The sequence below is a fragment of the Nonomuraea sp. NPDC046570 genome (genome assembly GCF_040645915.1).
Classification (GTDB): Bacteria; Actinomycetota; Actinomycetes; order Streptosporangiales; family Streptosporangiaceae; genus Nonomuraea.
Genome location: NZ_JBEYZF010000010.1, coordinates 189,699 through 210,351, shown reverse-complemented (window position 1 = coordinate 210,351; position 20,653 = coordinate 189,699). Strand labels below are relative to the sequence as shown.

Genomic DNA, 20,653 nt, shown 5'->3' with positions numbered 1-20,653 from the left:
GCCTGCCCTACCGCCCCTTGGGTAGCTGGCGGGATTTCCGCAGGTGAAGCCGCTTCTTAGGCTGCTCAACATGAACGATCCCTACCGCCTCGACCCCTCCGGCCGACCGCCGGCGCCCACCTCCAGACCGCGTGGCGGCGGCACCGCGCTTCGCGCGCTGCTGTGGGTCGTCTTCATCGTGAGCGCCGCGACCAACATGGTCGGCAACAACCTCGGCGGCGGGAGCACGCCACTGGGCATGGGCGCCGGGATCATCGCCGTCGGCTGCATCGCCGCGCTCATCGCCCACCACTTCATGCGGCGTCGCTCATGAGCGTCGTCACCCTCACCGACGTCGTCAAGAAGCATGGTGACGTCGTAGCGCTCGACAACGTGTCACTCGCCTTCCCGCGTGGCCGGTTCGTCGCCGTCATGGGTCCTTCCGGTTCGGGCAAGAGCACGCTGTTGAACTGCGCGGCCGGGCTCGACACGCCCACCTCCGGGTCGGTCACCATCGGTGGCGTGGACGCCACCCGGCTCAACGAGACCAAGCGCACCGAACTGCGCAGGAAGCACATCGGGTTCGTCTTCCAGTCCTACAACCTGCTGCCCGCCGTCAGCGTCGAGCACAACCTCACCCTGCCGCTCCGGCTGGCCGGAATCCGCCCCGACCCCGCCTGGCTGCGCGAACTGGTCGAGCGAGTCGGGCTCGGCGGGCGGCTGCACCACAGGCCCGCCGAGTTGTCGGGCGGCCAGCAGCAGCGCGCCGCGATCGTCCGCGCGCTCGCCGCACGCCCCGACGTGGTCTTCGCCGACGAGCCCACCGGGGCACTCGACCTGCGCAGCGCCTCACAGGTGTTGGACCTGCTGCGGGAACTGGTCGACGACCTCGGCCAGACCGTCGTCATGGTCACCCACGACCCTGCGGCCGCAGCGAGGGCCCACGACACGCTCGTGATGGCCGACGGGAAGGTGGTCGATCTGATGTCAGGCCCCACCGCCGGCGAACTGGCGCAGCGCCTCACCGGGCTCACCGCCGTACTGGAGGAGACCAGATGACCAGGACAGCGCTCGCCATGGCCGGGCTCAGCGGCCTGGTCGTGGCGTTCCTGGCCGTGTTCGGCGGGATGGCCCTGCTCACCGGGTCCGGCGTGATCGTGGAGTCGGGCCTGCGTTCCAGCGTCACCACCCAGCGCCTGGCCGGAGCCGACGTCGTCGTCTCGGCCCGGCAGTCCATCCCGCAGCAGGAGGACCTGCCGGTCGCCCTGCCCGAACGGGCCGTGGTGCCCGCGTCCCTGGTCAGCCGGCTCGCCACCGCGCCGGGCGTCGCCACCGCCGTAGGCGACCTCAGCTTCCCCGCCACCGTCGTCCCCGCCACGGCAGGCACGATGGGCCACGGTTGGTCCTCCGCCGCACTAACCGGCAGGGCCGTCAAAACGACCGGCACCCCGCCGAGGACCGCCAACGAGATCGCCCTGCCGTCCACCACCCCGGATGCGCGCCTCGGCCAGACGGTCCGCGTCGTCGCGGGCGGTACGGCCGGCGACTACCGGGTCACCGCGCTCGTCGACGCGCCCGGCCTCTACTTCAGCGACGAGACCGCGACCAGGATCGCCGCCAGGGACGCCGGGCCGCGCGCCAAGACCGTGGACCTCGTCGCGCTCCGCGCGGCGCCCGGCATCTCCGCCGCCACGCTCGCCGACGACCTCGGCAAGCGGCTCGGCGACCGGTACGAGATCTCCACCGGCCGGGCCATGGGCGACGCCGAATCCCCCGGCACCGCAGCCGCCCGCGGCATGCTCATCGCGCTGCCCGCCTCCATCGGCGGAATCAGCCTGATGATCGTCGGCTTCGTGGTCGCCGGGGGCCTGTCCCTGTCGATCAACAAGCAGCGCCGCGACCTGGCCCTGCTGCGCGCGGCCGGCGCCACCCCGCGCCAGGTACGGAAGCTGGTCGCCGCACAGGGCACCGTGGCCGCGCTGGCCGCGATCATCCCCGGAGCCGCGCTGGGCTACTACCTGGCCGCCAGGTTCGGTGACCTGCTGGTGTCGGTCGGTATGCTGCCCGGCGACCTCCCGCTCTCCTACAGCCCACTGCCCGCCCTGGCCGCCGCGCTGCTGCTACTCGCCGTGGTCAGGATCTCGGCCTGGGGCGCGTCCTTCCGCGCCTCGCGGATGTCGGCGGTGTCCGCCGTCGCGGAGTCGCACAGCGAGCCGCGCACCCCCTCTCCCACCCGCACGACCAGCGGACTGCTGCTCATGCTGGCCTCGGTCGTGCTCTCCGCGTTCCCCCTGGTGATCCGCACCGAGATCGCGGCGGTGGGCCCGGCGACCGCGGCGCTCGTGGCCGTCATCGGACTCGCCCTGGCCGGACCCTGGCTGGTCCAGCGGGCGACGGGCCTGCTCGCCAGACGGCTTCCCGCCGGCCTGTCCGCGCCCACCTGGCTCGCGGTGAGCAACACCCACGGCTACGCGCTCAGGACCGCGGGCGCCATCGCCGCGCTCGGCATGGTCGTCACCCTCGCGCTCAGCGTCGTCCTGACCCAGACCACGATCGCGAAAGCCACCGGTGACGAGGCCGCCCAGGGCATCCGCGCCGACGCCGCGATCACCGCCCCCGTCCTCGGCGGCATCCCGCACGGCCTGATCTCCGACGTACGCGCCGCGCCCGGCGTGACCGCGGCCACCGCGTTCACCACCACCACCGTGCTGACCCGCTCCCTGGCCGTCGGCGACGACTCCCGCCGACTCGTCCCCAGGGCCGCCATGGTGCTCGGCCCCGACGCCGAAGGGCTGGTGGACCTGGGCATCGTGCGAGGCAGCCTGGCCGCGCTCAAGGGCGACACGATCGCAGTCGACGAACTCGCCGGAAAGGTCGGCGAACACCGCGACCTCACCCTGGGCGACGGCACCCGGGTACGGGCCCGCGTGGTGGCCACCTACACCCGCGCCCTCGGCTTCGGCCCACTCGTCCTCTCCCACGACCTCGCCGCCGGCCACACCACCACCGGCCTGAACTCCACCATCCTGGTACGGCACGCCCCCGGCCCGTCCTCGCTCCCCGTGGTCCTGAAGCAGTGGCCGGGCACCGTACTGTCCGCCGACGCGGCCGCTCCCCAGTTGAGCGAAGCCTCCGCACAGATCTGGGTGAACCTGGCGGTCCTCGCCGTACTCCTGGGCTATGTGCTGGTCTCGGTCACCAACCGCCTGGTGGCCACCACCAGCGGAAGGGCCGCCGAACTGACCGCCCTGCGCCACCTGGGCGCGACTCCGCGCCAACTCCGCACCATGATCCGCTGGGAAGCCCTGGTCATCGCCGCCGCTGCCGCCGGAGCGGGCCTCCTGCTGTCCGCCATCCCGCTGACCCTGCTGAGCATCGGCTTCCTCGCCCGTCCGTGGCCCGCGGGTCCCCACTGGCTCGCTCCCGCCGCCGTCCTCACCATCACCGTGGTCGTCTGGCTGGCCCTGGACCTTCCCTCCCGCAAGATCATCCGCCGCGCGTGACGGAGTAGCCTTTCGGTTAATTCCGTAGAGGAGCACTCACTCGGGCGTCATTTTTGAGTACTACCGAGCCGAGAATCGCGATGTCGCTATTGCCCATCCAAGACGATCGCGCACCGGGAAGCCCCTTCCCGGTGGTCCCGTCTTCGACGCCGTGGATACCAAGTGGATCGACCCCGGCTTGGTCCTTGGCCAGCTTGTGGCGCTTGTCAGCGACGTCACTTTCTCCATAGACCTGGTCGACACCGTGACGCTGTATCCGCCACCGGAAGGCGCCCCGAAGAGCGATGAGGAGTGGGACGCCCTTCCGGAGGACTCGCCGTATCTCGACGGTCCGGGTATCGACGAACTGCCCGTGAACGTGCGTGACGTGCTGGCCGGTGCCGATGATTCCCGCCTACCCGCGATTGCGGAGCGTTGGGCCGAGATCGAACACTTCTCGCACTTCACGTCGGTTGACATCGACTACATGTTGTCCCTGGTCACGGACTTTGTCGGGTTGGCCCGCCGCGCCAAGGAAAGCCATCAGATGCTCTACTGCTGGATGTGTTTGTGACGCCAGCCGACGATGGGGCTTGTCAGCTCTAGAACGCGGCGCCATCTGATAGGGCTTGTCGGCCAGCCACAAGATCACGCTGGGGGAGTGCCGCGCCAGTAGTCCAACATCATCGATCCCATTAGCGACCCTCGACCCCCCAATATGTAGCCGTACAGTCACGCTAAGCAGTAATCGCGGCGAGGGGGATCAGCATGGGCAAGCACAGGGACAAGGACCAGGAGCAGATTCAAGGGGATGGCGTGCAAACCGGCCGCCAGATCCCCAAAGAGGAGAAGCCGACCGGCGGCAAGGGCGGCGGCGGGAAGAAGTGACCGAGGCCGAGCTGCGCGGGCGCCTGGCCGGTCGGCTCGAAGAGGAGGGTGAGCTGCCGCGTGTCTGGCGGGAGGCGTACGACGCCGCTCCCCGGCACCTGTTCGCTCCGGCGCGCGGGTGGGCGATACCCGACGACGGCAGCCGCGCCGGGTACCCGATCGACCGCGACAGCGACCCGGCCGCGTGGTGGGAGAGCGTCTACGCCGACGCCTCCGTCATCACCCAGGCCGACGACGGCGCCGGCGACCCGGCGACCGGGGAGGGCTCGTGGACGTCGTCCCTGTCCTCGCCCGGCGCGGTGTTCGCCAACCTCGGGCACCTGCACCCGCGCGACGGGCAGCGAGTGCTGGACGTCGGCACCGGCACCGGATGGACCGCGGCCCTCCTATCGGCCCGGGTAGGGGACGCGAACGTCACCTCCGTCGAGGTGGATCAGGCCGTCGCCGAGCAGGCGGCCAAGAACCTCGCCGCCGCCGGGTACCGGCCCGACCTGGTCGTGGGTGACGGCGCGTACGGCCACGCGCGGAACGCGCCCTACGATCGGGTCCACGCGACGTTCGGTGTCCAGACGGTCCCATGGGCGTGGGTTGAGCAGACCCGGCCGGGAGGCGTCATCGTGACCCCGTGGTCACCCGGCTGGGAGTTCGGCCACCTGCTGCGGCTGACGGTGGGTCGAGACCGCGCGGTGGGCCGGATGGTCAGGTCGGCCGGCTACATGATGATGCGCGCCCAACGCCACCCGATCCCTGCCCGCACGGGCACCGTTCCCGATTCGACGGCGACGCTGATCGATCCGCGTGACCTTCTCTGGGACGACTACGGCGCCGACCTCGCGATCGCGGCCCTCGTCCCGGGCGTGGTGAGCGGCACCGGCGAGGAAGACGGCGGCCTGGAGTTGCGAGTGTGGGACGGCGGCGGATCGTGGGCGACCGTCACCTACCAGCCTGGCCGACGGGAGTTCGAGGTACTCACCTACGGGCCGAGGCGGCTGTGGGAGGAGGTCGCCGACGCGTACCTGACCTGGGTGGGGTGGGGACGCCCGAAGAGGGACCGGTTCGGGATGACGGTCACGCCCGAAGGCCAGCAGGTGTGGCTGGACTCGCCGGAGCGCGTCATCGGGTGACGTCTCGGGACATTGACCGGGACGGCGCTATATCTCTACCAAGTGATTCCCGTACCGCATAAGGCTACGGATACCATTTTCCCTTTGCGGCTCTTAGATCATGAGCGATACGTGCAGGTCAGACATGCTAGGGGAAATACCTGGCAGCAAGAACTGCTCGACATTCAGGCCGTCATCGTATTTCATACGTGACGATTCGCGGAAGAATCGGTGACGTCATGGCGATCTTGCCATGACATGGTCCTCTCCATGAAGCGCATCCCCCTCCTTCTCATCTCGATCGCGCTCTTAGCGCTGGTCGCCACGCCCGCTCATGCCGCCGCCCTCCGCCCGGTCATCGTCCAGCCCTACGCCGACCTCGCCGAGGGCGTCACCGTCGGCCCGAACGCCGAGGTCTACGTCGGACTGCTGTTCAAGGGCGAGATCCGAAAGGTCGACGCCACAGGCACCGACAGCCTGCTGGCCGCCCTGCCCGTCGGCGAAGGCAGGCTGAACGGCCTGGTCACCGACCGACGCGGCACCGTCTACGCCCTGCTCAACTCGGGCGAGGCCGCCACAAACGGCGTCTGGCGGATCACCCCGTGGGGCGACGCCAAGCTCCACGCCGCCCTGCCGATCGGCTTCGCCAACGCCCTCGCCTTCGGCCCCGACGGCGCCCTGTACGTCACCGACTCCGCACACGGCGCGATCTACCGTGTGGCCGGCGGCAAGGCCACGGTCTGGGTGAAGTCACCGCTGCTCGACCCCGGAGCCGACGGCGTCGGCGCGAACGGCATCGCCTGGCGCTCGGGCGCCTTCTACGTCGCCGTCTCCGACCAGGCACAGATCGTCCGAATCCCGTACGGCAAGGGCGGCCGGGCAGGCACGCCCGCCGTCCACGTCAAGGACACCAAGCTGGCCGGCGCCGACGGGGTGGCCTTCGACGTGCGCGGGCAACTGTACGTGCCGAGCTACTCCGGCAACACCCTCAGCATCATCCGCACCGACGGCCACGTCGAAGTCCTGGCCGACAAACTGGACGGCCCAGCCAGCCTGGCCTTCGACGGCAAGGCACTCTACTTCGTCAACATCGGCGGCAACGGCGCCCCCAGCCTCATGAAGGCCAAGGTCAAACACCCGGGCCTACCACTGCTACGAGGCTGAGCCCGCCGCCGAGACACTCAGAAAATCAACAAGGCCATTTCCCTTACCGGGAAATGGCCTCTGAGCTGGGTGGGGCTACCAGGACTTGAACCTGGGACCTCTTCCTTATCAGGGAAGCGCTCTAACCGTCTGAGCTATAGCCCCGCGCACAAAGAACCGTATCGCATCGCCGGTAGCGACGCGAACCGGTTGTTCGTACGGGGAAAAGCTTACCGCCTCTCGCCCGCTGCTCGCGCCGCGCTCTTCAGGAAGAGCGCGGCGCGAAGGAGCGTCACTCGGCTTCGCTGAAGGTCACCTCGACGCCGCCGACCAGGTCGGAGGCGATGTTGTAGATGACCGCCCCCAGCGTCGACAGCGCGGTGATCAGGACGACGTTGACCGCCCCGATCAGCGCCGTGTACCCGAGGATCCGTACGGGCTCGAACCACGACGACACGTCGAAGCTGCTGGTGTTCTGCCCGTCCGCCTGGGTGAGCTGGTTGACCGTCTGCACGATCGACTCGAAGACCCCCAGCGCCGACAGCACGCCGTACAGCACGGCGACCGCGACGAACAGCACCACGAAGCACACCAGGGAGACCACGAAGCTGAACTTCATCGCCGACCAGGGCTCTATCCGCCGCAGGACCAGGTGGGCCTTGCGGGGGAGGCGTGCTCCACCAGCGGTGGCGGACTTCTTCTTCTGTAGCTCCACCATCGGAGGCGGCGGCGGGGCCTCGGAGGTGAGCGAGGGACGGATACGGACCGTCTCGTTCTCCTCACGCTGCTCCGCCGGTGCCCCTGTGGGCTTGGTCTCGTTGAAGATCTCCGACTCAGCGGAATTCTTCGGCTGTTGCCCGTTCTCCCGAGTCGGCGTTGCCTTGGCGGGACCACCCTGGGCGCTCATGGCCTACTCTCCTCCCCCGTCTTCCTCGTTCTCCACCGCAGTCTCCAACGAGTCGGCGTTTCGGGCGAGGGCCACCACGCTGTCGCCTTCGGCGAGATTCATCAAGCGAACTCCCATGGTCTGACGGCCGGACTGCTTGATCTCCCCGGCGCTCGTACGGATCACCCCTCCGGCGGACGTGATCGCGAAGACCTCGTCCTCAGGGTTCACCATGACGGCTCCGACCAGCTTGCCACGGGCGCTGACGATCTTCGCAGTCAGTACGCCCTTGCCGCCACGACCTTGAAGCGGATACTGCTCAACGGGCGTCCGTTTTGCGTACCCACCCTCGGTGGCGATAAGCACGTCCTGGCCATCGGCGAGCCGATTCATCGCCAGAAGTTCGTCACCCTCTAGGAATCTCATGCCGATGACACCGCTGGTCGCCCGGCCCATGGGACGCAGCGACTCGTCGGAGGCGGTGAACCGGATGGACTGGGCGCCGCGCGAGACCAGCAGCAGGTCGTCGGTCTCGGACACCAGCCGGGCGCCGATGACCTCGTCGTCCTCGCGCAGGTTGATGGCGATCAGACCACCCGAGCGCGGCGAGTTGTACTCCGACAGCATGGTCTTCTTCACCAGGCCACTGCGCGTGGCCAGCACCAGGTACGGCGCCACGTCGTAGTCGCGCAGGTCGAGCACTTCCATGACGGTTTCGTCGGGCTGCATGGCGAGCAGGTTCGCCAGGTGCATGCCGCGCGCGTCCCGGCCCGAGTCGGGCAGTTCGTACGCCTTGACCCGGTAGACCCTGCCCTTGTTGGTGAAGAACAGCAGCCAGTGGTGGGTCGTGGTGACGAAGAAGTGGTCGACGATGTCGTCCTGGCGCAGCTGCGCCCCCCGCACACCCTTGCCGCCGCGCTTCTGCGCCCGGTAAAGATCTGTCCTGGTTCGCTTGGCGTAGCCGCCGCGGGTGATGGTGACGACCATCTCCTCCTCGGCGATCAGGTCCTCGATCGACATGTCGCCGTCGTAGGCGACGACCTCGGTACGCCGGTCCTCGCCGAACTTGGCCGCGACCTCGGCCAGCTCGTCGCCGACGATCTGCCGCTGGCGCGCCTCGGACGCCAGGATGTCCTGGTAGTCGGCGATGGCCGCCATGAGCGTGTCGTACTCGTCCTGGATCGCCTGGCGCTCCAGGGCGGCGAGCTTGCGCAGCTGCATGTCGAGGATGGCCTGCGCCTGGATCTCGTCGATGTCCAGCAGCGCCATCAGGCCGCCCTGCGCCTCCGCCGCCGAGGGCGAACGCCGGATGAGGGCGATGACCTCGTCCATCCGGTCGAGGGCCTTGAGCAGCGCGAGCAGGATGTGCGCCCGCTCTTCGGCCTTGCGCAGCAGGTAGCGCGTCCTGCGGACGATGACCTCGATCTGGTGCGCCACGTAGTGCGTGATGAACTGGTCGAGGCGCAGCGTGCGCGGCACCCCGTCGACCAGGGCCAGCATGTTGGCGCCGAAGGTGTCCTGGAGCTGGGTGTGCTTGTACAGGTTGTTCAGCACGACCTTGGCGACCGCGTCGCGCTTGAGCACGATCACCAGGCGCTGGCCGACCCGCGAGGACGACTCGTCGCGGACGTCGGCGATGCCGGTGACCTTGCCCTGCTTCACCAGGTCGGCGATCTTCAGGGCGAGGTTGTCCGGGTTGACCTGGTAGGGGAGTTCGGTGACGACGAGGGCGTGGCGGCCCTTGTTGTCCTCCTCCACCTCGACGACGGCCCGCATGGTGATCGAGCCGCGGCCGGTGCGGTAGGCGTCCTCGATGCCCCGGCGACCGACGATCAGCGCCTTGGTGGGGAAGTCGGGGCCCTTCACCAGGCCGATCGCCGTCTCCAGCAGCTCCTCGTCGGAGGCTTCCGGGTTCTCCAGCGCCCACTTGACCGCCGCGGCGACCTCGCGCAGGTTGTGCGGCGGGATGTTGGTGGCCATCCCGACCGCGATCCCGCCGGCGCCGTTGACCAGCAGGTTCGGGAACCTGGCGGGCAGCACGACCGGCTCCTGCGAGCGCCCGTCGTAGTTGGGCTGGAAGTCGACGGTGTCCTTGTCGATGTCCCGCAGCATCTCCATGGCGATGGGCGCGAGCTTGCACTCGGTGTACCGCATCGCCGCGGGGGCGTCGTTGCCCGGGGAGCCGAAGTTGCCCTGCCCGTCGACCAGCGGGTGACGCAGCGACCAGTGCTGCGCCAGCCGTACCAGGGCGTCGTAGATCGAGGTGTCGCCGTGGGGGTGGTAGGAGCCCATGACGTCACCGACGACGCGCGAGCACTTGAAGTAGCCGCGGTCGGGGCGGTAGCCGCCGTCGTACATCGCGTACAGCACCCGCCGGTGCACGGGCTTGAGCCCGTCGCGGACGTCGGGCAGCGCACGGGCCACGATGACCGACATCGCGTAGTCCATGTAGCTGCGCTGCATCTCGGTCTGAATGTCAACCGGTTCGATGCGATCCGCGGCCGGGGGCGGAGTGTTCACTTCCGTCACGTGTAAAGATCCTTTTTCTCGGTACGGCTGTCGCTACACGTCCAGGAAGCGGACATCTCGTGCATTGCGGATGATGAACGACCGACGTGCCTCGACGTCCTCGCCCATGAGCACGCTGAACATCTCGTCGGCCTGGGCGGCGTCGTCGAGCGTGGCCTGTAGCAGGATGCGCGACGCGGGGTTCATCGTGGTCTCCCAGAGCTGGTTGGCGTTCATCTCGCCGAGACCCTTGAACCGCTGGACGCCGTCGTGCGCGCGCGGGTCGCGCTTGCCGCGGGCGATGCCGTCCTCGATGACCGCGTCACGCTCGCGGTCGGAGTAGGCGTAGGACGCGTCCTCACCCTTGCGATCCCACTTGATCTTGTAGAGCGGGGGCTGCGACAGGTAGACGTGGCCGCCTTCGATCAGCGGGCGCATGAACCTGAACAGCAGCGTCAGCAGCAGCGTGGTGATGTGCTGCCCGTCGACGTCGGCGTCGGCCATCAGGATCAGCTTGTTGTAGCGCAGCTTGCTGATGTCGAACTCGTCGTGCACACCGGTGCCCATCGCGGTGATCAGCGACTGGACCTCGATGTTCTGCAGGACCTTGTCGATCCGCGCCTTCTCCACGTTGAGGATCTTGCCGCGGATCGGCAGGATCGCCTGGAAGCGCGAGTCACGGCCGCCCTTGGCCGAGCCGCCGGCCGAGTTTCCCTCGACGATGAACAGCTCGCACTTGTCCGGCTCGTTCCACTGGCAGTCGGCCAGCTTGCCGGGCAGGCCGCTGCCGGACTCCAGCAGCGACTTGCGCCGGGTCAGGTCGCGCGCCTGGCGGGCCGCCATACGGGCCCTGGAGGCCTGCAGGGACTTGTTGATGATGTCCTTGGCCTCGCCGGGGTTGCGCTCGAACCAGTCGCGCAGGTGGTCGTTACAGGCCTTCTGCACGAACGACTTGGCCTCGGTGTTGCCCAGCTTCGTCTTGGTCTGGCCCTCGAACTGCGGGTCGGCCAGCTTGATCGAGATGATCGCGGTCAGGCCCTCGCGGACGTCCTCACCGGCGAGGTTGTCGTCCTTGCCCTCCTTGAGGAACTTCTGCTCGCGCGCGTAGCGGTTGACGATCGAGGTCAGCGCCGCGCGAAAGCCCTCCTCGTGGGTGCCACCCTCGGCGGTGTTGATCGTGTTGGCGAAGGTGTAGACCGACTCCGAGTAGGAGTTGTTCCACTGCATCGCGATCTCGACCGAGATGCCGTCACCGTGCTCCTCGAAGTCGATGACCGACGCGTGCGCCGGCTCCTTCTTGGAGTTGAGGTGGGTGACGAAGTCGGCCAGACCGCCCTGGTAGCAGTAGGTCACGACGACGGGCTCGCCGTTGATGTGGTCGGGCCGCTCGTCGGTCAGGGTGATGGTCAGGCCCTTGTTGAGGAAGGCCATCTCCTGGAACCGGCGGGAGAGCGTCTCGAAGCTCCACTGCACGGTCTCGAAGATCGTGTCGTCGGGCCAGAAGGCGATGGTGGAGCCGGTCTCGTCGGTCGCCTCGCCCTGCTGCAGCGGCCCGGTGGGCTTGGCCGTGTCGTAGGACTGCCGCCAGACGTGGCCGTCGCGGCGGACCTCGACGTCCAGCCTGCGCGACAGCGCGTTGACCACGGAGGCGCCGACGCCGTGCAGGCCGCCGGAGACGGCGTAGGACTTGCCGTCGAACTTGCCGCCCGCGTGCAGCGTCGTGAAGACCAGCTCGATGGCGGGGCGCTTCTCGACGGGGTGCATGCCGACAGGGATGCCTCGGCCGTGGTCGACGACGCGGACGCCGCCGTCGGCGAGCAGTGTGACGTCGATGCGGTCGTTGTGACCCGCGAGGGCCTCGTCGACCGCGTTGTCGACGATCTCGTAGACGAGATGGTGCAGACCGCGCTCACCGGTCGAGCCGATATACATACCCGGGCGCTTGCGAACCGCCTCAAGCCCTTCGAGTACGGTGATTGAGCTAGCGTCGTAGGACAAGTGCGAAATCCTCCTGCCGCGGACACGCGGCGGGGGAGGCGACACTTGCCAGCTGCCCCTGCCGTGCCCGTCACCGTCGTGAGTGCCCCGATGCGATGGTCACCCAGGGGAGTCGGCTTACGTGCCGGGGGTGACACGCAAACGGACGTGTCCGGAATCCGCTTTCATTCTACCGGTTCCGAGAGCCCAAGGGGGCATTGAACGCGCCTGTGATGGCCTGTCGCTCGTTTTCCCCCCGTTCAAAGGCCCCCCCACGAGAACGAGGCTCATCGTCTCTGGCGCTCTCTGATCGATTTTCGTGCCGTATGGCTAGCCGTAGGTGTCCCCAGGCCCTCTGCTTCCGGTGACGCGCAGCCCTCCGGTATGCCGCGGCCCGTTCTGCGGGCCTCTGACCTTGACTTTCTTGACCGTCCCGTCGCCCAGCTCCTCGTTGAGCCGGCGGATGAGCGTGCGGGCGAGCAACCGCACCTGGGTCGCCCACGCGGTCGAATCGGCCGAGATGAGGACCTCCCCGTCCTCGAAACTCTCCGGCCGGGTGTGCGCGGCGAGGTCGCCGCCGACGATCTCCGGCCAGCGGCCGAACACCCCGCCGACCGCGGCCGAGCGCTCCCACCCCCTGGTGGCCAGCAGATCCATGATGGCTCGTCCGAAAAGCTGGGGATCTCCGGCGTCGCGCCTGGGGCCCGCCGCCCTGCGGCGCGGCTCGCTGCGCGGGAGCTGGCCGCGTTTGGCGGCGTCCGCCTTGGCCTGCGCGAGTTTCTCCCGCGCCATGGCCGCGCCCCTGGCGGTCGGGTTGTCGTCAACAGACACGGCTCACGCTCCCGCCCGCGACGTCGAACCGCGCTCCGGCCAGTTCCTTCGGCACGTCGTCGGGGACCGCGGCGGTGATGAGCACCTGCTCGGCGGGGGCGACGATCTCGGCGAGGCGGCGCCTGCGCTGGGTGTCGAGCTCGGCGAAGACGTCGTCGAGGATCAGCACCGGATCGCCGCCGTCGGCCCTGAGCAGGTCGTAGGCGGCCAGCCGCAGCGCCAGCGCGAACGACCACGACTCGCCGTGGCTGGCGTAGCCGCGGGCGGGCAAATCGCCGAGGCCGAGGATGAGGTCGTCGCGGTGCGGGCCGACCAGTGTCACACCCCGTTCGATCTCCGCCTGGCGCACCTCCAGCAGGCGCTCGCGGAGCCGCGCTTCCAAGGTTTTCCCCAGGTCTGTGGAAAACGCCTGAACGCCGGAAGATCCGCTCCCACCGGCCTCTTCGTCCTCCGCGCCGTCCCCACCTGTGGACAACGTGCTGCGATAGGCCAGCTCGGCGGGGGCGCTCGTCGGGGCCAGTGAAGCGTACGCGCTGGCGACCAGCGGGCGCAGCGCTTCGACGAGTTCGAGCCTGGCCTGGAGGAGCTCCGCGCCATGCCTGGCGAGGTGGGCGTCCCACACCTCGAGGGTGCTCAGCACGTCTCCGGCGCCCGCCGCCGCGAAGGCGGCCTCGCTCTCGGCCCTGCGCGCCCCTCGGCCGCCGCCGCGCCGCGCCTGGGCCGCGGTACGCAGCAGGGCGCTGCGCTGCTTGAGCACCCGGTCGTAGTCGGCCCGCACGCCCGCGAACCGGGGGGCGCGAGCCACCAGCAGGTCGTCGAGCAGCCGCCGCCGCTCCGACGGATCGCCCTTCACCAGCGCGAGGTCCTCAGGCGCGAACAGCACCGTGCGCAGCAGGCCGATGACGTCACGCGGCCTGGACACGGGGGAGCGGTTGAGCCGCGCCCGGTTGGCCCGCCCCGGGTTGATCTCCAGCTCGACCAGCGCCCGCCGGTCGTCGCGCTGGACGGCGCAGCGCACGATCGCCCGCGTCGCCCCCTGACGCACCAGCGGAGCGTCGTTGGCCACCCGGTGGCTGGAGTGGGTCGCGACATAGCCCATCGCCTCGACCAGGTTGGTCTTGCCCTGGCCGTTCGGTCCGACGAACGCCGTCACGCCCGGCTCGAGGCCGAGCTCGACGGCGGCGTAGGACCGGAAGTCGGTCAGCGACAGATGGGCGACATGCACTCCACGAAGGTTAGTGGCCCACGCACATCACTGGGGCCACTGACCGACACCTGTGGACAACCGGCGTCTCACTCGGCCTCGCGCGGCGGCGCCACGTCGGCGCCGGGGGAGTCGGCCCCCTTGCCGGTCGAGCCCTCGGTCGAGGTGACCGCGTGCCCGCCGAACTGGTTGCGCAGCGCCGCGACGACCTTCATCGCGGGGGAGTCGTCCTGGCGGGAGGCGAACCTGGCGTACAGCGCGGCGGTGATGACCGGCAGCGGGACGGCGTGGTCCACCGCCGCCTGCACGGTCCACCTGCCCTCGCCGGAGTCCTGTGCGTAACCGCGGAGCGCCTCGAGGTGCTCGTCGTCGTCGAGTGCCCGCACCATCAGGTCCAGCAGCCAGGAGCGGATCACCGTGCCGGTGCGCCAGCTGCTGAACGAGCCGCGCACGTCCTTGACGATGTCGGAGGCCTCGAGCAGTTCCCAGCCCTCGGCGAAGGCCTGCATCATGCCGTACTCGATGCCGTTGTGGACCATCTTCGCGAAGTGTCCGGCGCCGGCCTCGCCGGCGTGGACGAACCCGTCCTCGCCTTCGGGCTTGAGCGTCTCGAAGATCGGCATGACGCGCTGGACGAGCTTCTCGTCGCCGCCGCACATCAGCGCGTAGCCGTTCTCCAGCCCCCAGACGCCGCCGCTGACGCCGCAGTCCACGAAACCGATCTCGCGGGCCGCGAGCTCCTTGGCGTGGCGCTGGTCGTCCACATAGTGCGAGTTGCCGCCGTCGATCACGAGGTCGCCGGGGCTGAGCAGCTCGCCCAGCTCGTTCACGGTCTTCTGGGTCGGATCACCCGCCGGAACCATCACCCACACCGTACGAGGCGTCTGGAGCCGCTCCACGAGCTCTTTCAGGCTGGAGACGTCGCTGATGGCCGGATCGCGGTCGTACCCGACCACGTCATGGCCGCCGCGGCGCAGCCGCTCCGCCATGTTTCCGCCCATTTTGCCGAGCCCGACCATGCCGATCTGCATGTTGACTACCCCCTTGTCAGGGTTCCATCTTCCCCGATGGACCGATCAGCTCGACAGCCGGATGGGCATGATCAGGTAACGGTAGTCGGGAGTGCCCCCGTCGTCCACAGGCTTGCCGCCGGTGAGGATGGCGGGTTTCGTCGAGGTGGTCATCTGCAGGCGGGCGACGTCGGAGTCGATCGCGCCCAGGCCCTCCAGCAGGAACTGGTGGTTGAAGGCGATGTTGATGTCGTCGCCGTCGAACTCCACCGGCAGCACCTCGACCGCCTGCGCCTCGTCGCCGCTGCCGGCCTCCAGCACGACCTCGCCGCCCCTGAACGCCATCCGCACCGGTGTGTTGCGCTCGGCGACCAGCGCGACGCGCTTGACCGCCTCGACGAACGGGCCCGTGGCCAGGTCCGCGCGGGCGGAGAACTCGGTCGGCAGCAGCGAGCGGTACTTGGGGAACTCGGGGTCGAGCAGGCGCGTCGTGGTACGGCGGCCCGCACTGGAGAACCCGATCATGCCCTCGCCCGTCCCGCCCGCGGCGCTGAGCGCGATCTCCACCTCGGCGCCGGTGGTGCCGAGCGCCTTGGCGGTGTCGGCGAGCGTCTTGCCGGGGATCATCGCGATCGCCGCGAAGTCAGGCTCACCCGGCTGCCACTTCAGCTCGCGTACGGCCAGGCGGTAGCGGTCGGTGGCGGCGAGGGTCACGGTGTCGCCCTCGATCTCCATCCGCACGCCGGTGAGCATCGGCAGCGTGTCGTCCCGGCCCGCGGCGACGGCGACCTGGCCGACCGCCGAGGCGAACACGTCGCTGCCGACCCGGCCCGCGGCCGGCGGCATGGTCGGCAGCGACGGGTAGTCCTCCACCGGCATGGTCAGCAGGGTGAATCGCGCGCTGCCACAGGTGACCACGGCCTTGGCGCCCTCGACGACGAAGTCCACAGGCTGTGCGGGAAGCGCGCGGGTGATCTCGGCGAGCAGCTTGCCGGAGACGAGCACGACTCCGGCCTCGCCGGTCTGCAGTTCGAGGGTGACCTCGGCGGAGACCTCGTAGTCGAAGCCGGACAGCTTCAGTCGCTGATCCTCGGTGACCTCGAGGCGCATGCCCGCCAGGACGGGCACCGACGGGCGGGCCGGAAGGCTGCGTGCCGTCCAGGCCACCGCCTCAGCGAGCACGTCTCGCTCGATCCGGAACATCACGGGGATCAGCCTCCAGGGTGGTCGTCGCTGCTTGTCAGTCTTCACTCTCCCGCACCTGAGTTCCGGGAGAACCCCTCTATGGGTCTTTGAATTTCTAGTTAGAGATAAGAGAGGTCATCACACTAGGGGGTGTGGATACTGTGGACAACACGCGTTTCCGCAGCTCAACCCCCCAGTTTTTGTCCACGTGGGGTGTGGGTGACGCCTGGGGGTAACTGCGGCGCCTGTGGAAGAAGTTGCGTTGCCCACAGGCCGTCCCCAGATCAAGGTGCCTTCATCCACCGTTCATCCACCGGGTTTCCACCGGTTATCCACGGGGTACGGGTCCGTTTTGTGACCCCCCTCGGGCGCCGTGCACAGGCCGTGCACAGGTTGTCCACGAGTAGTCCCCAGGTTCTCCTCAGGTTGTCCCCACCTTTGTCCCCAGGCCATGTGGGCGGCGTTCGCGGTTTTTGATCTTCAGATCGCCGCAGAAACGGCCTTCGAGCTGGGTCCACAGAGTTATCCACAGCCTGTGTACAGATCTCATGCACTGCGGGAGGTCTGTTTGATACGCATTGTCAGCTCGTTGACCTGGTTGTACATCGATCTGCGCTCCGCGATGAGCGAGCGGATCTTGCGCTCGGCGTGCATGACGGTGGTGTGGTCACGGCCGCCGAACTGCTGACCGATCTTGGGGAGCGACAGGTCGGTCAGCTCCCGGGCCAGGTACATGGCGATCTGCCTGGCGTTGACGAGCGCCCGGCTGCGAGAGCTGCCGCACAGGTCGTCGATCGAGATGCCGAAGTACTCGGCGGTCTTCGCCATGATCGTGGCGATGGTGATCTCCGACCCGGAGTCGGACGTGATCAGGTCCTTCAGTACCACCTCGGCGAGCTGCAGGTCCACCGACTGCCGGTTGAGGCTGGCGAACGCGGTCACCCTGATCAGCGCGCCCTCGAGCTCGCGGATGTTGGTGGAGATCCGGCTGGCGATGTACTCCAGTACCTCGGGCGGCGCGGCCAGGCCCTCCTGGATCGCCTTCTTCCTGAGGATGGCGATGCGGGTCTCCAGCTCGGGCGGCTGGACGTCGGTGATCAGGCCCCACTCGAACCGGTTGCGCAGCCGGTCCTCCAGCGTGATCAGCTGCTTGGGCGCCCGGTCGCTGGAGATGACGATCTGCTTGTTGGCGTTGTGCAGGGTGTTGAAGGTGTGGAAGAACTCCTCCTGCGTCTGCTCCTTGCCCTCCAGGAACTGGATGTCGTCCACAAGCAGGATGTCGATCGCCCGGTAGCGGCCGCGAAAGCTGTCGGCCTTGTGGTCGCGGATGCTGTTGATGAAGTCATTGGTGAACTCCTCGGAGCTCACATAACGCACCCGCGCCCCGTCGTACAGGCTCTGCGCGTAGTGCCCGATCGCATGAAGAAGGTGCGTCTTGCCCAGCCCCGAGTCACCGTAGATGAACAGCGGGTTGTACGCCTTCGCCGGAGCCTCGGCCACCGCCACCGCCGCCGCGTGCGCGAACCGGTTGCTCGACCCGATGACAAAGGTCTCAAAGGTGTACTTCTGGTTCAGTCTCGCGGGCTCGCTCGGCTTCCCGCCCTTGGCGTCCCACCGGTTCTGCGGCGGCTGCGGCTGAGGCGGCGCCGAAGCCGGCGGCTGCGGCGAGGACACGACCTCCACCGGCGGCTGGTACGGCAGAGCCTGTTCATAAGTGAACGGCCGCTGTGGATATTCGGTGGACACCTGAGACTGCTCAGCCTGTGGAGAGTAGAACGGCGGCGCCTCGGAAGGCTGATAGTGCTGGGGCGGAGCAGGCTGTGCATAACCCTGTGCGCCGTCCGGGCCCTGGGGATAACCGGGATTCACAGGCTGGGGATGAGGCTCGGACATCGAGCGGTCCGGCGCCGTCGTGTCGATCATCACGGCCAGCCGCATGGGCCGGCCGAGCTCCTGGGACAGCGCATGCGCGACGAGTGGCCGCAGTTTGCCCTCGATCAGATCCTTGAGGAAGTCATTGGGGACACCGAGCACGATCGTGTCGTCGGCCCTGGCGATCGGGCGCACCATGGACAGCCAGGTCCGCTGCTGGATGGGCACGCTCTCGTTGAGGAAGTTGGCCAGTGCCCGCGCCCATACCGTGCCGAGGTCGACACCTTCCATGGTTCGGCTCCCCTCCTTCCTCTCGCGGCCCCCCGCGATCGTTTATCCACACAGGGCGCTCGCCTCGTGGCGCGCCGACCCTCGTTGTCCACAGCATGGCGTCCGCGCGTTCTCCCCACGGGCTCCACAGGAGATCCACAGGCTGTGCACAGCCCTCTGGAAAACGTCCGGCTGGCGGGGGACGGGTCTGAGGGGCATGTCCACATCTGTGTTCAAGACGTTGTCCACAGCCTAGTGGCACCTGAGTGCACATACTGTGGACGCGCGAACGCCGGTGGAAAAGTAGCCTGTGGATTCGTGGATAACCACGGCCGGAGATTCTCCGGTTTGACCTGGGCCATGCTTGGCCCGTAACGTACGACGGTCGGCTTGTCACGTGACGGCTATTTCGCATGCCTCGCGACCGATGGCAAGCCAGCCATGTGTGTCAAGCGTCCTTGCATCTGGTGGGGGCGCACTTTCAAGCCTGGAGCCCACTCGTGAGCAAGCGTACTTTCCAGCCGAACAACCGTCGCCGCGCGAAGACCCACGGCTTCCGGCTGCGTATGCGCACCCGGGCCGGTCGCGCGATCCTGGCCGCCCGTCGCCGTAAGGGTCGCGAGAAGCTGTCGGCCTGACGAACATCTGTCCGCTTGGTCGCCCGCCGGCGTTTTCTGCCGGCGGGCGATAGGCGTATGACGTGCTGTCGCGAGAATCCCGCATGCGGCGGGGCGAGGAGTTCGCTTTCGCGATCAAGCAGGGTGGCCGAGCAGGCCGCCCGACGCTGGTCGTGCACCTCAACGTGCGCGTTTCCACCGACGAACCGCCTCTGGTCGGGTTCGTGGTGAGCAAAGCGGTGGGGGGCGCGGTCGTGCGCAACAAGGTCAAGCGCCGCCTTCGACACCTGATGCGGGACCGACTGCCCAGGCTCCCGAGAGGTAGCCTGCTTGTGGTACGCGCCAATCCACCGGCCGCGTCCGCGCGATCAGAGCGCCTTGCCGCCGAACTCGACGTCGCGCTGGATCGTTTGCTGAGGCGGCAGGCGTCCTCGATGGTTGGACATAGATGATGGAGCAGCCGAACCTCGCCGCTCGGGTCCTGATGGCCCCGATCCGGTTCTACCGGGCCTTCATCGGCCCGATGCTGGGTCCGCGCTGCCGCTTCTACCCATCGTGCAGCGCGTACGGGCTTGAGGCGATAGCCGTACACGGTGCTTTGCGCGGCATCTGGTTGACCGTCCGGCGCATCGGGCGTTGCCACCCATTCCATCCCGGAGGTATTGACCCGGTGCCCCCACGCCCGGTCCGGTCCCACGAAACGCAAGGGAGCTAGCTCGGTGGAGCTGTCCTGGCTGAATTGGTTGTACACAGCCGTCGCGCAAGTCATCACCTGGATTCACCAGGGCTATAGCACCTTCCTGAACCCCGACAGCGGGCTGACGTGGGCGCTGACGATCATCACGCTGACCGTGCTGATGCGGATCCTGATCTTCCCCCTCTTCCTCAAGCAGATGCGCTCGTCGAAGAAGATGCAGGAGCTGGGGCCGAAGGTCCAGGAGATCCGCAAGCGCTACAAGAACGACAAGCAGCGCATGAACCAGGAGGTCATGGCGCTGTACCAGGGGGCGGGGGCCAACCCGCTCGGCGGCTGCCTGCCGATCGTCGCGCAGTTCCCGATCTTCATCTCGATGTTCACCGTGCTGCAGGCCATGGCGAGCAGCCCGGTGCCGAAGTTCGGCATGACCCAGGAGATGATGGACAGCGCGCGTGCCGCGCACATCTTCGGCGCCCCGCTGCCCGCGACCTTCTTCACCAGCTCGGCCGACATCATCAAGATGAACGCCGACCCCACGATTACCAAGATCGTCCTTGGCGTCTTCGTGGCGGTCAGCTCGCTGACCACGTTCCTCACCGTCCGGCAGAGCGTCACCCGCTCGATGCAGCAGATGCCGGACAACCCGATGGCGCAGCAGCAGAAGATCCTGATGTACATCTCGCCGCTGTTCGCCTTCTTCAGCCTGAACTTCCCGCTGGGCCTGATCATGTACTGGGTGACCACCAACCTGTGGACGCTCGGCCAGCAGCACTGGTTCTACAGCCGTAACCCGATGCCGGAGTTCGACGCCAAGGGCAACGCGATCCCCGTCGCGCCCAAGCCGGGACTGCTCTCGAAGGTGACGAAGAGCAAGACCGAGGAGGAGGCGCCGGCCGCGCCGCCGGAGCCGAAGGTCGTCCGGCGGCAGCAGAGCAAGCCGCCGCCCCGCAGCAAGCGCACGGGCAGCAAGAAGTCCTAGGTGTCCAACAGCACGAAGGAGA

Annotated in this window: 17 protein-coding genes, 1 tRNA gene and 1 pseudogene; 10 read left to right on the top strand and 9 right to left on the bottom strand. The window is 68.2% G+C overall.

The window, feature by feature from the left end; all coding sequences use genetic code 11:
- Positions 1 to 70 precede the first annotated feature (70 nt).
- The 6 genes from ABZ911_RS18785 to ABZ911_RS18760 all read left to right on the top strand — a co-directional run bounded on the left by ABZ911_RS18785 (position 71) and on the right by ABZ911_RS18760 (position 6,616).
- Entirely contained in the window at positions 71 to 313 is a 243-nt protein-coding gene (locus ABZ911_RS18785) for a hypothetical protein (RefSeq protein ID WP_358056756.1), read from the top strand.
- Positions 310 to 1,038 carry an ABC transporter ATP-binding protein gene (locus ABZ911_RS18780; protein ID WP_358056754.1) on the top strand — a complete coding sequence of 243 codons (729 nt, stop codon included), beginning with the start codon at positions 310 to 312 and terminating at the stop codon, positions 1,036 to 1,038. The genes ABZ911_RS18785 and ABZ911_RS18780 overlap by 4 nt, the downstream gene beginning before the upstream one ends.
- A complete protein-coding gene (locus ABZ911_RS18775) occupies positions 1,035 to 3,482 on the top strand; it encodes an ABC transporter permease (protein WP_358056752.1) in 2,448 nt (815 codons plus the stop codon). The genes ABZ911_RS18780 and ABZ911_RS18775 overlap by 4 nt, the downstream gene beginning before the upstream one ends.
- Before the next feature lie 151 nt (positions 3,483 to 3,633).
- Positions 3,634 to 4,035: a hypothetical protein gene (locus ABZ911_RS18770; RefSeq protein ID WP_358056750.1), complete on the top strand. Its 402-nt coding sequence runs from the start codon at positions 3,634 to 3,636 to the stop codon at positions 4,033 to 4,035.
- 310 nt (positions 4,036 to 4,345) lie between these two features.
- Positions 4,346 to 5,473 (top strand): methyltransferase domain-containing protein, encoded by a 1,128-nt coding sequence (locus tag ABZ911_RS18765; protein WP_358056748.1) that lies wholly within the window; start codon positions 4,346 to 4,348, stop codon positions 5,471 to 5,473.
- Positions 5,474 to 5,722: 249 nt separating this feature from the next.
- Positions 5,723 to 6,616, top strand: coding sequence for an SMP-30/gluconolactonase/LRE family protein (locus ABZ911_RS18760; RefSeq protein WP_358056746.1), 894 nt, complete (start codon positions 5,723 to 5,725; stop codon positions 6,614 to 6,616).
- Between the two features lie 70 nt (positions 6,617 to 6,686).
- Here ABZ911_RS18760 and ABZ911_RS18755 read toward each other — a convergent pair.
- The 9 genes and pseudogenes from ABZ911_RS18755 to dnaA all read right to left on the bottom strand — a co-directional run bounded on the left by ABZ911_RS18755 (position 6,687) and on the right by dnaA (position 18,359).
- Positions 6,687 to 6,760, bottom strand: a tRNA-Ile gene (locus ABZ911_RS18755).
- A 127-nt stretch (positions 6,761 to 6,887) separates the two neighbouring features.
- A complete protein-coding gene (locus ABZ911_RS18750; protein WP_358056744.1) occupies positions 6,888 to 7,502 on the bottom strand; it encodes a DUF3566 domain-containing protein in 615 nt (204 codons plus the stop codon).
- A gap of 3 nt (positions 7,503 to 7,505) precedes the next feature.
- Positions 7,506 to 10,010 carry a DNA gyrase subunit A gene (gene gyrA / locus ABZ911_RS18745; RefSeq protein WP_358056742.1) on the bottom strand — a complete coding sequence of 835 codons (2,505 nt, stop codon included), beginning with the start codon at positions 10,008 to 10,010 and terminating at the stop codon, positions 7,506 to 7,508.
- A gap of 33 nt (positions 10,011 to 10,043) precedes the next feature.
- Positions 10,044 to 11,987 (bottom strand): DNA topoisomerase (ATP-hydrolyzing) subunit B, encoded by a 1,944-nt coding sequence (gene gyrB, locus ABZ911_RS18740; RefSeq protein WP_358056740.1) that lies wholly within the window; start codon positions 11,985 to 11,987, stop codon positions 10,044 to 10,046.
- Between the two features lie 309 nt (positions 11,988 to 12,296).
- Positions 12,297 to 12,797, bottom strand: coding sequence for a DciA family protein (locus ABZ911_RS18735; RefSeq protein ID WP_358056738.1), 501 nt, complete (start codon positions 12,795 to 12,797; stop codon positions 12,297 to 12,299).
- Positions 12,787 to 14,022 carry a DNA replication/repair protein RecF gene (recF, locus tag ABZ911_RS18730; RefSeq protein WP_358056736.1) on the bottom strand — a complete coding sequence of 412 codons (1,236 nt, stop codon included), beginning with the start codon at positions 14,020 to 14,022 and terminating at the stop codon, positions 12,787 to 12,789. The genes ABZ911_RS18735 and recF overlap by 11 nt, the downstream gene beginning before the upstream one ends.
- Before the next feature lie 68 nt (positions 14,023 to 14,090).
- Positions 14,091 to 15,059: pseudogene (gnd, locus tag ABZ911_RS18725) on the bottom strand (phosphogluconate dehydrogenase (NAD(+)-dependent, decarboxylating)); the annotation flags it as partial.
- A gap of 18 nt (positions 15,060 to 15,077) precedes the next feature.
- Positions 15,078 to 16,217 (bottom strand): DNA polymerase III subunit beta, encoded by a 1,140-nt coding sequence (dnaN, locus tag ABZ911_RS18720; protein WP_358056898.1) that lies wholly within the window; start codon positions 16,215 to 16,217, stop codon positions 15,078 to 15,080.
- Positions 16,218 to 16,742: 525 nt separating this feature from the next.
- On the bottom strand, positions 16,743 to 18,359 hold the full coding sequence (gene dnaA / locus ABZ911_RS18715; protein ID WP_358056734.1) for a chromosomal replication initiator protein DnaA: 1,617 nt from the start codon (positions 18,357 to 18,359) through the stop codon (positions 16,743 to 16,745).
- Positions 18,360 to 18,838: 479 nt separating this feature from the next.
- Here dnaA and rpmH point away from each other — a divergent pair, with 479 nt between their 5' ends.
- The 4 genes from rpmH (at position 18,839) to yidC (ending at position 20,631) form a co-directional block, all read left to right on the top strand.
- Positions 18,839 to 18,976: a 50S ribosomal protein L34 gene (rpmH, locus tag ABZ911_RS18710; protein ID WP_043614899.1), complete on the top strand. Its 138-nt coding sequence runs from the start codon at positions 18,839 to 18,841 to the stop codon at positions 18,974 to 18,976.
- An 83-nt stretch (positions 18,977 to 19,059) separates the two neighbouring features.
- The gene (rnpA, locus tag ABZ911_RS18705) at positions 19,060 to 19,407 is read left to right on the top strand and encodes a ribonuclease P protein component (protein WP_358056732.1); all 348 of its coding nucleotides are present in this window, start codon (positions 19,060 to 19,062) and stop codon (positions 19,405 to 19,407) included.
- Positions 19,404 to 19,670, top strand: a complete 267-nt coding sequence (yidD, locus tag ABZ911_RS18700; RefSeq protein ID WP_358056730.1) for a membrane protein insertion efficiency factor YidD — start codon at positions 19,404 to 19,406, stop codon at positions 19,668 to 19,670. Before rnpA ends, yidD begins: the two co-directional genes overlap by 4 nt.
- Before the next feature lie 28 nt (positions 19,671 to 19,698).
- Positions 19,699 to 20,631, top strand: a complete 933-nt coding sequence (gene yidC, locus ABZ911_RS18695) for a membrane protein insertase YidC (RefSeq protein WP_358056728.1) — start codon at positions 19,699 to 19,701, stop codon at positions 20,629 to 20,631.
- Positions 20,632 to 20,653: the final 22 nt, after the last annotated feature.